Raw genomic sequence first — 14,836 nt, 5'->3', positions numbered from 1 at the left:
TGATCAGTCGTCCAGTCCGGTCTCGTCGGCCACGTCGTCCCAGCTGACGAACTTGAAGTTGGTGTTGGCCCGCGGCTCGCCGTCGTCGCCGATCACCTCCGGCGCGTTGAAGCCGTCCTGGACGACGAGCAGCCCGTCCGGATAGGCGCTGCCGAAGGACGCGCTGGACACCATCGCCCCGTCGCACTCCTCGGAACCGTCGATCGAAACGCCGGGCGCGATCCTGAAGTTGGTCAGGAACGGGTTGGAGCCCTCGCGGTCGTAAGCCACGAAGGTGTTGTCGCCCTGACTGGACGCCAGCAGGTAGCCCTCACCGTCCCCGTCGTCGAAGATGGTCAGGCCCTCGACATCGGCGGTGACATGCTTCCCGCCGTACCCCGGGTCTGCGCCGGCCGTGCACTCGTCGGTCTCCGGGTCGTAGCTCCCCGGGATGCCGAACTCGCGCACCTTGTCCACCAGGGTGGGGCTGCCGATCAGGTTGGCGTCGAGCTTCCAGATCCCGACGTCCTCCTGGCCGGCGTACAGCTTGCCGGTGTGGGTGTCGACCACCATCCCCTCGATCTGCGGTGTCGATCCGGGTTCGTCACAAGGCGTCCAACTGGTGCCGTTGGGCAACGTGAAGCTCGCCGGCAGGTCGTAGCTGCGCACGGTCGTGTAGTTGATCGTGGCACCGACCACCTTCAGCTCGACGAGCTTGAGAGTGGTGTTGTTGCGGCGGCTCGCGATCGCGTAGTGCTTGCCGGTCGCCTTGTCCGTGTAGGCCGCCAGACCGTACGCCGTGTTCTGGTCCTCCACGTCGGCCTCGGTCGCCGAGAAGACCCGCGGCACGGACGCGGCGGTCACGTCGGTCAGCGGTGTGGTGGTGCTGTTCGGGTTGATCCGGTAGGTGCGGATCCGGTCGCGGCCGCGGTCGGAGACGACGGCGACGTCCGCCTTCCCGTCCGCGAACTGCACGCCGGGAAGGAGGTCCACGTTGTTGAACCGGCCGCTTTCCAGGCCCGGTCCGGGCGGCGGAGGCACCGGGAGGACCTGTAGCTGGACGCCGGACAGGTTGTACACCTTCAGGCCGGCTTCTTTGGCTGTCGTGATGACCAGGCTCTTGGACGGGTGGGCGTTGTTGCGCCAGATCGCCGGGTCGTCCGCGTCGGCGTTGCCGCCCGCGTCGTCGTCGAACTGGGCCGGCGTCTCGGTCGTGGCGTGGACCGAGGCGATGGTCGTCCGGGCGCCGGCGGGCAGACCGATCGCGGTACTGGCGACCAGGCCGAGCCCGGCGGCGATGGCGGCCGGTAGGCGGAAGGAATGTCGTCGAACAGTGAGCACCGATACCTCCAGAAAACAGTGGAGCAGGTGAATGTTCGCTGGACCATACATCAGTATGTCCTTACTAACAATCGCTCACGACCCGCCTCCAGCTGCCGCAGTCGACGCCGTCGATCCGACCTACTACCGATTACATCCTTATGTCTTGACATATTGACGTCCTGGGGTGAGCCTTTCTGCACGCGACCGGCCCGGCCGGTCAGATCCAGGAGGTATCGCTCATGACCAGCCGTACCAGGACAAGCCACCGCCACCGCTATCTGTTGGCGATGGGCGTCGTCGCCGCGCTGGCAGCCGTCGGTTGCGCGCCCTCGACCGCGACGAACAGCACAGACGGCACCGATGCGGCTGACGCCGCGGTGGCCGGCCCGGTGATCGACAGCGACTTCGACCTGGCGGCCCTGACCGCCGCCGCGAAGAAGGAGGGCGCCGTCACGGTGTACGACAGCACCGGCGACATCAAGAAGGTGGCCGACGCGTTCCAGACGAAGTACGGGATCAAGACCACCGGGGTGAAGTCGGACGTCGGCGACACGCTGGAGAAGATGACCCGCGAGGCGCAGGCCAAGAACGTGACGATCGACCTCACGCTGTACGAGAACGGCCCGACCCTGGTCGGCCAGTTGCTGCCGCAGAAGACCGTCTACACGTGGATCCCGGCCGATCTGGCCGATCAGATCGACGAGGCGAACCGCAACCCGTTGATGGTGCTGTCCAAGGCGAACGTCTGGATCTACAACCCGAAGGTGTTCCCGAACGGCTGTCCGGTCGACAACCTCTGGGACCTCACCTCGGCGGAGTGGAGGGGCAAGGTGGCCCTGCAGGATCCGCTCGGCAAGCCGAACATCATCGAGTGGTTCAACCAGTTGGGTTCGACGTACGACGCTGAGCTGCGGACGGCGTACAAGGCCAACAGCGGCAAGGACCTGGCTACCTCCGAAGCGTCGGCGGGCAAGGAGTGGGTGAAGCAGCTCGCGAAGAACGACCCGATCCTGACCGCGGCCGACGACGACGTGTCAGCCGCGGTCGCCGCACCCAACCAGACGGAACCCCGCATCGGCCTGGTGTCGATCGCGAAGTTCCGCGATGTCGCCGGCAAGGGCTACAAGATGAAGGTCTGCGACTCACTCAAGCCGTACGTCGGGTACCAGTACCCCAAGTTCGGTGCGATCGCGACCGGCACCAAGCACCCGAACGCCGCGAAGCTCTTCATGCACTTCGTGCTGACCGCGGAAGGCATCACCCCCGAGATGGGTTCGGGCGGAATCTCCGGCAGCAAGGCCGTGCCGCCGAGCAGCAACAACCCGCCGGGGCTGACCGACTGGAGCCGGCAGCTGATGAAGTTCGATCCCGCGAAGCTGCTCTCGGACTTCCGGGACGCCCAGACGATGCAGGACCACTGGCGTCTCAACCATCGCTGATCGACGAGTTCCCGGAGGACTTCATTCATGGCCATCACCGATGCCCGTCCGTCGACGGCTCCACCTCCTGATCCGCTCCCCCGCCGGACCCGCCGCTGGCGCTACCGGCTCAGTGTCGCCCTGCACGAACCGACTCTGCTGATCGGCATCGTGCTGACGGTGATCCTGCTCTACCTGGTGATCGCTCCACTGGTCGCGGTGCTGTCCGACGCGGCCCGGGTCCAGTTCGGCGACCAGCCGAAGACCGGCCAGCAGGCCGGCGAACTCACCAGCTACTACCTCTGGCGGGTGTTCCGTTCGCAGGTGAGCTCGATCGTGTTCTGGCACCCGTTGCTCAACACTTTGATCGTCGCGGTCGGCGTGACGGCACTGGCACTCCTGCTGGGTGGGCTGAGTGCCTTCCTGCTCACCCGGACCGATATCGCCGGCCGCAAATGGTTGTCCACGGCATTGGTCGTTCCTTACATGCTGCCGTCCTGGACCTTTGCGTTGGCCTGGCTCGCATTGTTCAAGAACGAGCGATCCGGAGGTCAGGTCGGCATTCTCGAAGCCCGTGGGATCAGTACGCCGAACTGGCTGGCCTACGGCGCGGTACCGATCATCATCTGCCTCGGCATGCATTACTTCCCGTTCGTCCTGCTCCTGTTCGGCAATGCCTTGCGGCGCTTGGATTCCCAGCTCGAAGACTCGGCCCGCATCCTGGGCGCCCGTCGCAGTACCGTGCTCGGCCGCATCACGCTCCCGCTCATGCTGCCGTCGCTGTCGTCGTCCACTCTGCTGGTCTTCGGGCGAATCCTCGGCACCTTCGGTACGCCGTACATCCTCGGCCTGCCCGTCGATTTCAACCTGCTGTCGACGTCGTTGTTCGCCTCCGTGCGTAACCACGAGCCGGGGATCACGGCGGTCATCGCGACGGTGATCGTCGTGATCGGGGTCGCCGTCGTCGTTGCCGACGCGCGACTGCTCCGCGAACAGCGCCGCTTCGTCACCGTGGGCGGCAAAGGGGCGATGAACCGGATCATCGAGCTCGGACGCTGGCGATGGGTAGCCGGCGGTGTCGCGCTGAGCATCTTCGTCTTCAGCGTCGCGGTTCCTGTGCTCACTCTGGCGCTGTCCACGGTGACCACGACACCCGGTGTGTTCAGCGCCGACAACTTCACCTTGAAGTACTGGCTGGCGAAGAGTCTTCCCGATGCGCCAGGCTTCCCGCACGGCCTGCTCCGCGGTACGGAATTGCTCGACGCGGCCTGGAACAGCTTGCGCATCGTCGGTCTGGCCGCGTTGATCTGCGGACTCGTCGGACTGCTGATCGGCTACGTCGTGGTCCGTTCCGACGGCTCACGGGTGGCGACGACCCTGCGGCAGGTGAGCTTTCTGCCCTACCTGGTGCCCGGCATCGCGTTCGCCGCCGCGTTCCTGTCGCTCTTCGCCGTACGCCGGGGGCCGGTGCCCGCGTTGTACGGATCGATCACGCTGCTGGTGATCGTGCTGGCCGTGACGCATCTGCCCTATGCGTCGAGATCCGGGATCAGCGCGATGACCCAGCTGGGCAGGGAACCGGAGGAGGCCGCCCAGATCACCGGCGCCGGCTGGCTCACCCGGGTCCGCACCGTGGTCATCCCGATCCAGCGTGGCTCGCTCGTCACCGGCATCGTGCTGCCGTTCATCTCCGGCATCAAGGAACTCAGCATCGTGATCATGCTGACCACCACCGGCACCCAGTTGCTGACCACGCTGTCCATCAACCTGATCGACTTCGCCTACGACCAGATGGCCAACGCGGTCGTCCTGGTCATCGCGCTCGTCGCGTTCCTGGCGACCTACCTCACCCAACGACTGACCAGGACCAGCCTGGCGTCCGGACTCGGAGGCTAGCCCCGTGCCCACCATCGCGCTGCAATCCGTCAGCAAGTCGTACGGCGTCGGGCCACTCGCCGTCGACGACCTCGATCTCACCATCCCGGACGGTTCGTTCACCTGCCTGCTCGGGCCGTCCGGCTGCGGCAAGACCACCACCCTGCGGATGATCGCGGGACTCGAGCACCCGACCGAGGGGTCCATCACCGTCGGCGACCGGGTTCTCGATTCCGTTGCCCAGGGCACCTTCGTGCCGACCGAGCGGCGCGGGATGGGACTGGTGTTCCAGAACTACGCGCTCTGGCCGCATCTCACCGTCCGGCGCAACGTCGAGTTCGGGCTCCGGGTGCAGAAGGTGCCCGCGGCCGAGCGCAAGGCCCGGGTCGACGCCGCGCTGGAGATGATGCAGATCGACCGAGCCGCGGACCGCTATCCCTCCCAACTGTCCGGCGGCCAGCAGCAGCGGGTCTCACTGGCTCGCATGCTCGCGGTCAACCCGTCCGTCCTGCTGCTCGACGAACCGCTGTCCAACCTGGACGCCACCCTCCGGCTCGAGATGCGCGCGGAGCTCAAGCGGCTGCACGAGGAGACCGGGCACACGATCGTCTTCGTCACCCACGATCAGCTCGAGGCGATGACGATGGCCACCCAGGTGGCGGTGATGAAAGACGGCGTACTGCAACAACTCGCGCCGCCGATGGACGTCTACCACCGGCCCGCGAACACCTTCGTCGCCGCCTTCGTCGGAAGTCCTCCGATGAACCTCGCGGCCTGCGACTCCTCACTCGGCGAGCTCGCCCAGCGCTACCTGGCGCTCACCCAGACCAGCGCACTCGACGCTGTCGCCACGATCGGCGTACGGCCGGAAGCCGTCCGCCTGGTGGAACCAGGCCACCTGGGCAGCGAGAAGGAGTGGGTGTTCGAGGCGCGCGTCCGCGCGGTACTGCCGACCGGGGCCGCGTGGACCGTGTCGGTCACCGTCGGCTCGACCGATCTCTACCTGGTCACCACCGACGAGGTGGGCGCGACCAGCGGCGACGTACTCCGCTGCGCGGTGAAACGCAAGGCCCTGCACCTGTTCGATGCCGAAGGCAACCGTCTCGACCTGGGCACGGACCGGGAACTGGAACGGAACGAGGCGGTCCAGTGGATCAGCTGATCAAACCCGCGGCCCTGTTGCTCGACTTCGGCGGCGTGCTGGTCGCGACCAAGAAGCGGCCCGGGTGGTCCGCCGAACTCGCGACCGAACTCCACGAACAGTTCGCCCGGATCGGCCCCGTCGAGCTGAGCGTCGACGACATCCGCAGCGACATCGAGGCGGGTGCGGCGGCCGACTCCGCCTGGAAGGACGCGATGTCCCGGCCGTCGGCTCCGCGCGAGCTGACCCATCGGGAGTTCTGGGCCGATTTCGTGGCCGCGGACTGGCCGGCCGGACCGCAGGCGTGGGTGACCGCGCACGCGACCGCGTTGTGCAAGCGAATGGGCGAGATGCGCCAGGACCGCGCCCATCGGGACGGGATCCCCGAGTTGCTCGATGCCGCCGAGGACGCCGGCATCCCGGTCGCGGTGGTGAGCAACGCGCTCAGTGGCGCGGTGCACCGCGACTATCTGGATCGCACCGGTCTGGTGAAGCACCTGGCCGTGCAGATCTACAGCGACGAGGTCGGCCTCCGCAAGCCGAACCCCGAGTTGATCCTGCTCGCCGCCCGCGCGCTCGGCGTACCGGTCGAGCGAACGTGGTACGTCGGCGACAACTTCGACCGCGACATCGTCTGCGGACGGCGAGCCGGGGTCGGCGCCGCGATCCTGATGGAAGCACCGGGCACCTACCACCGCCCGTACGTCGTCCGCGCCGTGCCCGACGTCGTCGTACCAGGTGCCGACGAACTCCGGTCCCTGCTGCTCGCATCCCTCTGACCGCAGCCTTTCACCCGCGAAGGGGAACCATATGACCGCCACTCCAGACACTGACGCACGTCCGAACCCGGATCAGGCCGCCTCGGTCAGGCTGCGGGAGATCGCCGTCGAAGCCGTCCAGGTCGTCGCGCCGGATCTCCGGCGGGCGTTTCGTACCGGCATGACCGTCGACTTCAAACGCGACCAGCACGACCCCGTCACCGAGTACGACCGGCAGGCCGAGAAGGCCATCGCCGACCTGCTCACGAGCCGGGGCCCGGGCAGCAGCATCGTCGGCGAAGAGGGCGGCGTCCGCGCGGGCAGCGGCGCAGTCTCCTGGTACGTCGACCCGATCGACGGTACTGCGAACTTCGCGCACGGGCTCGCGTTCTTCTGCAGCTCGATCGGGGCCGTCGTCGACGACGAGGTCGTGGCCGGGGCGATCCTCAATCCGATCGCCGGACACCTGTTCAGCGCCGACCTCACCGGCGCCTGGCTGAACGGCGAGCCACTGCACTCCCGCGGCGTCTCCGCCGAGTCCCGCGGCCTTCTCATCACGAGCTACCCGAATGCCCGTGCGCTCACCGAGGACGGCCCGTCAGGACTGGCGCTGTACGGCGAACTGGTCGCGGGCTACGGCACCGTCCGACGACCCGGTAGTGCCGCACTCAGCCTCTGCCATGTCGCCGCGGGCTGGGCGGACGCCGCACTCGGGACGTCGGTCAGCGCCTGGGACATCTGCGCCGCCCAGTTGATCGTCCGCCAGGCCGGCGGCCGCTATCTCGGTTTCGGCGGCGACGGCTGGAACCAGCCCCGGTACGCCGCGCACACGGCGGATCTCGAACCGACGGTGCTCCAGCGGTTCGTCACCGCCTATCGCGCCGGTCAGGCGGACGGGTGAGCGCCGGCCTGAGGTACCGCTGGCTGGTGACGGACCTCGACGGCACTCTGGTCGATCGCGATCTGGAGATCCCCGCGCGCAACGTCGAGGCGATCGACCGGTACCGCGCGGCCGGTGGAACCGTGGTCTTCGCCACCGGCCGCAATGAACATTCGGCCGCGCGATTCCATGCCCAACTCGGGCTGGAAACCCCGCTCATCCTCTACAACGGCGCCCGGATCACGAACCTTGCCACCGGCAACCGTCTGCTCGACCTGACGCTCGGCGACGCCTGGTCTGCCATTCGTGACCAGGCCGTCCCACTGCTGCCCGCGACCGTGGGTGCCGTGGCCTTCCAAGAGCTGGACGCGTACGTCGTCAAGCCGGCACCTGCGCTGACGCAGTACGCCGCCCGCGACCAGATCGAGCTGCAGACCTCCAGCCCGCCCGGCTCCCCCACCAAACTCATGCTGATCGCAGAGTCCCCTGGCGACCTGACCGAGGTCGCCGAGCTGGTCACGCGGTCGAGCACCGCGGTTCGGCTGGTCAGCTCCGAGAAGACCTACCTGGAAGTCCTCCCCGCAGAGGCGGACAAGGGCTCCGCGCTCGCCGCCCTTGCCGCGTCGCTGGGCGTCCCACTCGACCGCGTCGCCGCCATCGGCGACAACCCCAACGATCTCGAACTCGTCCAGACCGCCGGCCTCGGCGCAGCAGCAGCCGACGGCCACCCCGACCTCCTCCGCATCGCCGACCTGGTCGTCACCACCTGCACCCAAGGCGCCGTTGCCGACCTCATCGACAACCACCTACTCCGCCCGACCTGAACCACAAACCACCGGACGCTAGAACGCCTGCGGCTTCCCCGCAGTCGGAGGCTCCCCCGCAGTCGGGGGCTTCCCCGCAGTCGGGGGCTCTCCCGCGGTCTGCGGCTTCCCGGTGGCCGGCGGCAACGCGCCGAGGAGGGCGGCGAGGCCCTTCGGGTCGCGGCGGGCGATGTTGTGGCCGACGGGGATCTCGTGCACCTGCCAGGCAGGGTCGTCGCGCAGCCGGTCGGTGAGTTCCAGGAAGGGGCTGCCTTGCCACGCGCCGCCGCTGACGTAGGTGCGACGGAGCGCGGGACTCGGGTTGCCCTCGAGCCTGATCGTCTGGACGAAGCTCGCCAGCGGATGGGCTCGCGCGCGGGGATCGAGCCCGTCCGGCACGGCGACCCACCGGCCGTCGGAGGCGGCACCGGCGATGAACAGCTCCCGGAAGGTGTCACTGGTCAACGACCAGCACGAATCTCCGTCGGCCGGGACGTAGGCGTCGATGAAGACGAGCTGATCAAGGCGATCCCCGAGCCGGTCCGCGACACCGGCGATCACCATCCCGGCGTAACTGTGCCCACACAGGGCGATCGGCTGCCCGTTGCTTCGTGCAACGACCTCGACGACCTGCGCGATGTGGTCGTCGAGATTCGGCGGCCGGTCCCGCTCGACCGGGCCGTCGGCCTCCAGTCCGGCCAGTGTCACCGCCTCGACCTGGTGACCGTCCCGGCGCAACTCGGCCGCCACCGAGTCGAACACCCAACCGCCCTGCCACCCACCCGGCACCATCACGAACTTCACCGCCTCATCCTAGGCCACTGGACCGATCGGCGCGGCTGATATATGAATGAGTCATGCATGAGAGCAATCTGTGGGCTGCCTGGACGCTGCGTAGTCATGATGCGTTGACTGCGGGGTTGCCGAGTGGGCTCGGGTTGCGGGACGCGTCGGCGTTGACGTTGATCGGAAGTCATCCGGGGTGTTCGGCGGATTGGTTGTGGGCGCGGATCGGCCTCACCCAGTCGGGGACCGTCCGGCTGGTGGATCGGCTGGAAGGACTTGGCTATGTCGCGCGGGAACGGACCGGCAGAAGCCTTCGGTTGAGCCTGCTTCCGGCCGGTGAAGAAGCCTTGCAGGCGTGGAATCAGGCGCGCGAGAACGCGAGCGCCGCAGTACTGCGTGGGCTGACGCGAGCACAACGTAGTCAGCTCGCCAAGCTGCTGGAGGTGGGACTGCGCGGTACGGAGCGGGTTCGCGTGGAGGCCGATTCGACCTGTCGGCTTTGCGATTGGCAAGCGTGTAAGCGTTGCCCTGTCGACAAGTCGGTCGTCGAGCCATGAAGCTCGCGACTCGCAGCCCTTCGCGCAGGCTGACTGTCGCGACCTGGTGGCTCGCGGCCGCCTGGACTCTTGCCTCGACTGCCGACAGCTTCCTGCTGTTCGTCCTGCTCTGGATCGCTGAGCCACAAGGCTGGAGCGGGACGGAGACCGCAGTACTGGTGATCGCGATGCGGCTGCCGACGCTGGCCGGCGGCATCCTGGGCGGTCGGGCCGTCGACCGGTTCGGCCCGGTCCGCATGATGCTGCTCGACGGCGTGACCCGGACCGTCCTGATGGGCGGCCTGATCATCGCCGGCATCGGCGGGACATTCGACCTCCGGATCGTGCTGGCGCTCGGAGCGGCCGCCGGTACGACCGCACCGCTCAGTTATGCGGCCGCGCGGACTCTCGTACCACGGTTCGCCCCACCCGAGTCGCTCAGCAAGGCGAATGCGCTGCTCAGCGTCGGGGACCAACTGCCGATGCTCCTCGGCGCGATCCTCACCGGACCGGCCCTTGCTCTGCTCGGCACGGGACCGGCCTTCGTCCTTCCGCTCCTGATGATGCTCGGCGTGACAGCCCTCGCGATCCGGCTGCGCAACACACCGCAGTACGAGCAAACCCCTGTTTCACAAGGCGTCCGGCCACTCGGCAAGCGCCGCTCGACCCGCGTGATCGGGTTGATCGCTTTGTCGGTCGCCTACTACTTCACCTACGGACCGTACGAAACCGTCCTGCCGTACTACGTACGCGAGCAACTCACGTCGGGCCTAGGCGGCTACACGTTGCTCTGGGCCCTCTTCGGGACCGCGGCCCTTCTCACGTTGCCAGCCGCAACCGTGCTCTCCCGTCATCGCCCAGGGCTGGTCAACGCGGCAGGTGCGATCGTCTGGGGTGTCGTCATGCTTCCGCTCGCGTTCACCGACCACCTGGTCGTTGCCGCCGCCGGATTCGCAGTGGCCGGCGCGATCTGGGGGCCGTACTCCGCCGTCGAAACCACCGCGCTGCATCACTGGACCGACCCCGCGGACCACGGCCGCATCTTCGGAACTCAGCGCGCCCTCCTCGCTCTCGCAGCGCCGTTGGGTGCAGCAGTCGGCGCGGTGGCCGCCGATCACTTTCCACCTGGACCGATCCTCGCCGCCTCCGCCATCGGCTGCACCTTGGCAGGCCTCGGCGCGTGCGCAATTCCGGACCTGCGCCGACGGTGACCGAAGTACTAGCGCTTCGACACCTCGCGGTAGCCGTAGAACGCAAGGAACATGTCGACGCCCGAGTCGATCAGGCGCTCGGTCGTCTGCTGGTCGAGAGCCATGCCGTACGTGCTGTGCACCAGATGGGGATACAGGACCAGCGCATAGAGCTGGAGGATCGCCGTGTCCACGTCGGGCAGCGTCAGCCGGCCCGCGTCGATGAGGCGTTCGAAGGCTGCCACCAGCGCCGGACGCGCACGATCGGGACCATGCTGTCGCCAGGCATTGCCGAGCTCCGGGAATCTACGCACCTCACTGGCGACGAGTTGCCGCAGGGCCACCATGTCGGGCTGGGTCATGCTCGCCACCCACGCATTGGCCGTCCATTTGAGCGCGACGCGCAGGTCGTCGGAGTCCTGCAGGCGCTGCGCCGTCCCGGCGATGGCACCGGCGAGGCTCTCCTCCAGAGCATCCCCGATCACGGCCATGAAGAGGGTCTCCTTGGTGCCGTAATGGTTGTAGACGGTCACCTTGGAGACACCGGCGTCGGCGGCGATGGCATCCATCGCCGCGTCGAAGCCCTCCCGGACGAACGCGGACCGGGCCGCCTCGATGATCGCCTGACGCTTGCGCGCCGCCCGGTCGCCGCTGAGAACCCGCGGCGACTCGGTGCGCGCTGCCGACGCTGACCGGGGTGCTGAAGTCTCTGTCATCTCGCCACCGAGTCTAGCACCTATCTGAACTGTACGGTTGAGTTCATCTGAACTGTTCCGTACAGTTCAAGAAAAACCCGGAGAAGGGACAAGGATCATGGGACACCTGAGCCGCACGCGGCGGGACGGCCCGCGCAGCAAGACCGCCGCACTGGCATTGCTCTCGTTCGCGATGCTGATCGTTTCGCTGGACCAATACATCGTGGTCGTCGCGCTGCCGGACATCGGCCGCGAACTCCACTACTCGGCCCGGACGCTGCAGGCGGTGATCAGTGCCTACGCGGTCGCCTCGAGCGGCTTCCTGTTGTTCGGCGGCCGCGCCGCCGACCTGCTCGGCCGGCGCCGGATGCTGATGACCGGCCTCACCCTGTACGCCGTTGCCTCCCTGGCCGGCGGGTTCGCCACCGGCCCGGGGTCGCAGCTGACCGCCCGGGCCCTGCAGGGTCTCGGCGGAGCGCTCGTCTTCCCCAGCACGCTCGCGATCATCAACACGACCTTCGCGGAGGGCCGCGACCGCAATCGCGCGCTCGGCATCTGGGGTGGCTCGGGCGCTGCCGGTCTGGTGATCGGCGTACTGCTCGGCGGTGTACTGACCCGCCTCTTCGGCTGGGAAGCCGTGTTCTTCGTCAATGTCCCACTCGCCGGTGCAGCGCTGTTGCTCGCCACTCCGCTCCTCCAGCCGGACCCATCGCGAGACACCGGGCGAGTGTTCGATCTGCCCGGCGCACTGACCGCCACCGGAGCTGTCACGCTGCTCGTCTTCACCCTCGTCCAAGGCCCGGCCCTTGGCTGGATGTCACCGTGGATCATCGGCACCGCCGGCACGGGTCTCCTGCTGCTGGTCGCGTTCGCCGTCAGCGAGCGGCGCAGCCCGGATCCGCTGATGCCGCCCAAGCTGCTCGCCAACCGTGTTCTGGGGCCGGCTCTGCTGATCGCGTTCCTCTTCATGGCGACCTTCGGATCCCTGCTGTACTTCCTGTCCATCTACTTCCAGGACGTCCGCGGCTACGACCCGCTCCAGACCGGCATCGGCTTCTTGCTTCCCACCGCGGTCGTCGTGGCAGGTTCCACTCTCGCAGGACAAGCCGTCACCCGTTTCGGCCTCAAGCGCACCCTGATCGCGGCCCTCGCGATCGGCGCAACCGGTGCCGTCGCGCTCGGCCTGGCGATGTCGGCCGACGGCTCGTACGCCGCCCTCGTGCCAGGTCTCGTCGCTGTCAGCATCGGCGACGGCGTCGTCTTCACGCTGATGTTCATCGCCGCGGGCACCGGCGTCGCCGACCGCGACCAGGGCGTCGCCTCCGGCATGGTCTCCACCAGCTCCGGGATCGGCGCCGTCGTCGGCCTCGCCGTCCTCGTCCTGGTCGCCAACGCCAGCACCGACGGCCTCCTGGGCGAAGACCTACGCATCGCCACCGCCGAAGGAATCCGAACAGCCGTCTTCGTCATCGCGGCAGGCATCGCCCTCACCCTCCTCGTCGCACTGAACCTCCGCTCCCCAGAAGTTGCCGAAGACAACGATGCCGCCGGCAACCTCCTCGACACCAGGAGTTGTCAACCGGGCCGCACCGGGAAGTACACCGTGTACGGCTCGTCCCGGATCTCCGCGAGAGGCACGAAACGCAGGCCGGTGGTCTGCCCGAAGGTCCGGTAGGTCCCGGTCCGCCACCAGCTGTGATGCCGGTCCTGATCGGGTGTCAGGAATGACGTGGGCTCGGTGGGATCGCCGGACAGCATCGTCTCCTGCTCGGTCAGGCCGGCCAGCACGACCGGGCCGTCGAGCATCGCCACCAGCTCCGGCCGGTCGGGCAGCGGCACAGTGCTCAAACCCGACGGCACCGTCAACCGGATGCGGTGTCCGCTCCACTCCCGGGACATCACGATCCAGCCGTCGTGGACCTCGGCCGGAGCTGCCTGCCCGTCGACCTCGACGACCGGCGGGCCGGCCGCCCATCGTGGGATCCGGAGCCGAACCTCGAAGGCGGACGGTTGCTCGCACCGCACCTCCACCACGTACACCCGTTGATCCGGCCGCCGCCGAGGCAATCGCCGTGACAGCTCCTGGATCCCGGCCGCGCCCTGAAAGGTCTGCCGTTGCCCCAATACGACGCCCTGCTCGGCGTCCGTCGTGATCGCGACCTCGACTCGGCCACCGAACAGGTCCGCCCACGAGGTGGTCGTTTCGAGGTACTGGCAGATCGAGATCCCGGCGTCGTCGACGTACAGCGCAGTCTCGTCCACACCGGCTTGCGCCTGCAGCAAGGTGCCGTGACAGCACCAGAAGTCCTCGGTCGGACGGCCCCACTGCTTGCGGCTTCCGGCCGCCAGCGGCAGGAAGTACGCCGGCATGCCGGTGTCCGGATGCTGCTGAGCCCAGATCCCGTTGACCAGGTTCCGTTCCCAGTAGTCCGCGTAGCGATCGTCGCCCGTCCACCGGAACAGGAAATCGGCGAGCCGCATCAGGTTGTAGACCAGGCAGTGCTCTTGAACCGCGTGCAGTCGCGCCGACTGTTCGCCGGGCGGCTGCCAGACCTCGCCGCAGCTGCTTCCTCCGGTGCAGTAGGTTCCGCGTGTCTCGACTGCCGAATCCCAGAAAGCTTCGACGACCTCGCGCCACCGCCGTTCGCCGGTGACCTCCCAGGCCCGAGCGGCGCCCAGGATCTCCGCGATCTGGGTGTTGGCGTGCTTGTTGGTCAGTACGTCGTCACCGGCGAGCAGAGGGTCGAAGAATCGCCGCCGGTCGTACCGGTCGATCAGGTCGCCGGCGACCTGATCTCCGGTGAACTCCAGCAGGTCCGCCCAGACCTCGAGCATGCCGCCCGTCTCGCGATCGAGCACGTCGTCCAACTGGTCGCGGGACAGCTTGCCGCTCCATTCGTGGAACCATCCGGCGAAGGCCGACGCGACGTCCAGCGCCTGTTGGTTCCCGGCGATCCGGTACTGGTCCAGCAGGCCCAGGAAGGTCTTGTGTACGACGTACTGCGGCGCCCACACCTCACCACCTTCGGCCAGCCGGTCCAGATACGCCGGTGGAATCGAGCCGGCCCACTGTCCACCATTCGCCCGCTGGCAGGCGGCCAACTCGCCGACGATCACTGCGGCTCGCGCCGCGACCTCGCCGTCGTACTGGCCGACCCGCGCGGCGGCCGACAGCCAGTGACCGAGGATGTGACCGCGCAGGTCGCTGGTGATCGATTCCCATCCCCAATGCCACGTCTGCGGACCGTCGGGCGCCACGGTCCCTACCGTCGTACCCCAGGAACCTGAGTGGCTCCAGAGACCCGCTTCTGCGCGATACGGCCGCAGGAGGTTGTCGGCGTCGAGGCTGCGGAGGTATCGAGCATTCAGCGTCCACCGGTCGCGGGTGGGCCCGTCCGAGAGCGTCGTCTGGCCACCCGAGGCCCGGACCGTGCGCAATCGGGTCATCGGCT

General features: G+C 67.9%; 13 protein-coding genes. 9 read left to right on the top strand and 4 right to left on the bottom strand.

Translation table 11 applies throughout. The features are described from left to right. Nucleotides 1-3: 3 nt before the first annotated feature. Nucleotides 4-1,371: a phytase gene (locus DIZ26_RS35395; RefSeq protein ID WP_112248932.1), complete on the bottom strand. Its 1,368-nt coding sequence runs from the start codon at nucleotides 1,369-1,371 to the stop codon at nucleotides 4-6. A gap of 170 nt (nucleotides 1,372-1,541) precedes the next feature. On the opposite strand from DIZ26_RS35395, the gene DIZ26_RS35390 reads away from it, so the two are divergent. From DIZ26_RS35390 to DIZ26_RS35365, 6 genes are read left to right on the top strand one after another with little or no spacing between them, the layout of a single operon-like run. Then, complete coding sequence (locus DIZ26_RS35390; protein WP_112248931.1) at nucleotides 1,542-2,741, top strand: ABC transporter substrate-binding protein; 1,200 nt, start codon at nucleotides 1,542-1,544, stop codon at nucleotides 2,739-2,741. A gap of 27 nt (nucleotides 2,742-2,768) precedes the next feature. Beyond that, a complete protein-coding gene (locus DIZ26_RS35385) occupies nucleotides 2,769-4,616 on the top strand; it encodes an ABC transporter permease (protein WP_112248930.1) in 1,848 nt (615 codons plus the stop codon). Nucleotides 4,617-4,620: 4 nt separating this feature from the next. Beyond that, the gene (locus DIZ26_RS35380; protein ID WP_112248929.1) at nucleotides 4,621-5,757 is read left to right on the top strand and encodes an ABC transporter ATP-binding protein; all 1,137 of its coding nucleotides are present in this window, start codon (nucleotides 4,621-4,623) and stop codon (nucleotides 5,755-5,757) included. Continuing rightward, on the top strand, nucleotides 5,745-6,515 hold the full coding sequence (locus DIZ26_RS35375) for an HAD family hydrolase (protein ID WP_112248928.1): 771 nt from the start codon (nucleotides 5,745-5,747) through the stop codon (nucleotides 6,513-6,515). Before DIZ26_RS35380 ends, DIZ26_RS35375 begins: the two co-directional genes overlap by 13 nt. 31 nt (nucleotides 6,516-6,546) lie before the next feature. Further along, complete coding sequence (locus DIZ26_RS35370; RefSeq protein WP_112248927.1) at nucleotides 6,547-7,395, top strand: inositol monophosphatase family protein; 849 nt, start codon at nucleotides 6,547-6,549, stop codon at nucleotides 7,393-7,395. Then, entirely contained in the window at nucleotides 7,392-8,198 is an 807-nt protein-coding gene (locus tag DIZ26_RS35365) for an HAD-IIB family hydrolase (protein ID WP_112248926.1), read from the top strand. The genes DIZ26_RS35370 and DIZ26_RS35365 overlap by 4 nt, the downstream gene beginning before the upstream one ends. Nucleotides 8,199-8,216: 18 nt before the next feature. On the opposite strand, the gene DIZ26_RS35360 is transcribed toward DIZ26_RS35365, so the two are convergent. Continuing rightward, nucleotides 8,217-8,981: an alpha/beta fold hydrolase gene (locus DIZ26_RS35360; RefSeq protein ID WP_198676453.1), complete on the bottom strand. Its 765-nt coding sequence runs from the start codon at nucleotides 8,979-8,981 to the stop codon at nucleotides 8,217-8,219. Nucleotides 8,982-9,034: 53 nt separating this feature from the next. On the opposite strand from DIZ26_RS35360, the gene DIZ26_RS35355 reads away from it, so the two are divergent. Then, complete coding sequence (locus tag DIZ26_RS35355; protein WP_112248925.1) at nucleotides 9,035-9,520, top strand: MarR family winged helix-turn-helix transcriptional regulator; 486 nt, start codon at nucleotides 9,035-9,037, stop codon at nucleotides 9,518-9,520. Continuing rightward, nucleotides 9,517-10,710, top strand: a complete 1,194-nt coding sequence (locus DIZ26_RS35350) for an MFS transporter (RefSeq protein WP_112248924.1) — start codon at nucleotides 9,517-9,519, stop codon at nucleotides 10,708-10,710. The genes DIZ26_RS35355 and DIZ26_RS35350 overlap by 4 nt, the downstream gene beginning before the upstream one ends. Nucleotides 10,711-10,718: 8 nt before the next feature. Here DIZ26_RS35350 and DIZ26_RS35345 read toward each other — a convergent pair whose 3' ends face one another. Then, complete coding sequence (locus tag DIZ26_RS35345; protein ID WP_112248923.1) at nucleotides 10,719-11,405, bottom strand: TetR/AcrR family transcriptional regulator; 687 nt, start codon at nucleotides 11,403-11,405, stop codon at nucleotides 10,719-10,721. 97 nt (nucleotides 11,406-11,502) lie between these two features. On the opposite strand from DIZ26_RS35345, the gene DIZ26_RS35340 reads away from it, so the two are divergent. Then, a complete protein-coding gene (locus tag DIZ26_RS35340) occupies nucleotides 11,503-13,059 on the top strand; it encodes an MFS transporter (RefSeq protein WP_112248922.1) in 1,557 nt (518 codons plus the stop codon). Here the strand turns inward: DIZ26_RS35340 and DIZ26_RS35335 are convergent. Next, entirely contained in the window at nucleotides 12,960-14,831 is a 1,872-nt protein-coding gene (locus tag DIZ26_RS35335; protein WP_112248921.1) for a beta-L-arabinofuranosidase domain-containing protein, read from the bottom strand. The two genes, DIZ26_RS35340 and DIZ26_RS35335, sit on opposite strands and share 100 nt — an antisense overlap. Nucleotides 14,832-14,836 lie beyond the last annotated feature (5 nt).

This window comes from Kribbella monticola, assembly GCF_003261635.1.
GTDB classification, from domain to species: Bacteria; Actinomycetota; Actinomycetes; order Propionibacteriales; family Kribbellaceae; genus Kribbella; species Kribbella monticola.
The sequence above is the reverse complement of the archived record's forward strand: the minus strand, read 5'-3'. Positions and strand labels throughout refer to the sequence as shown.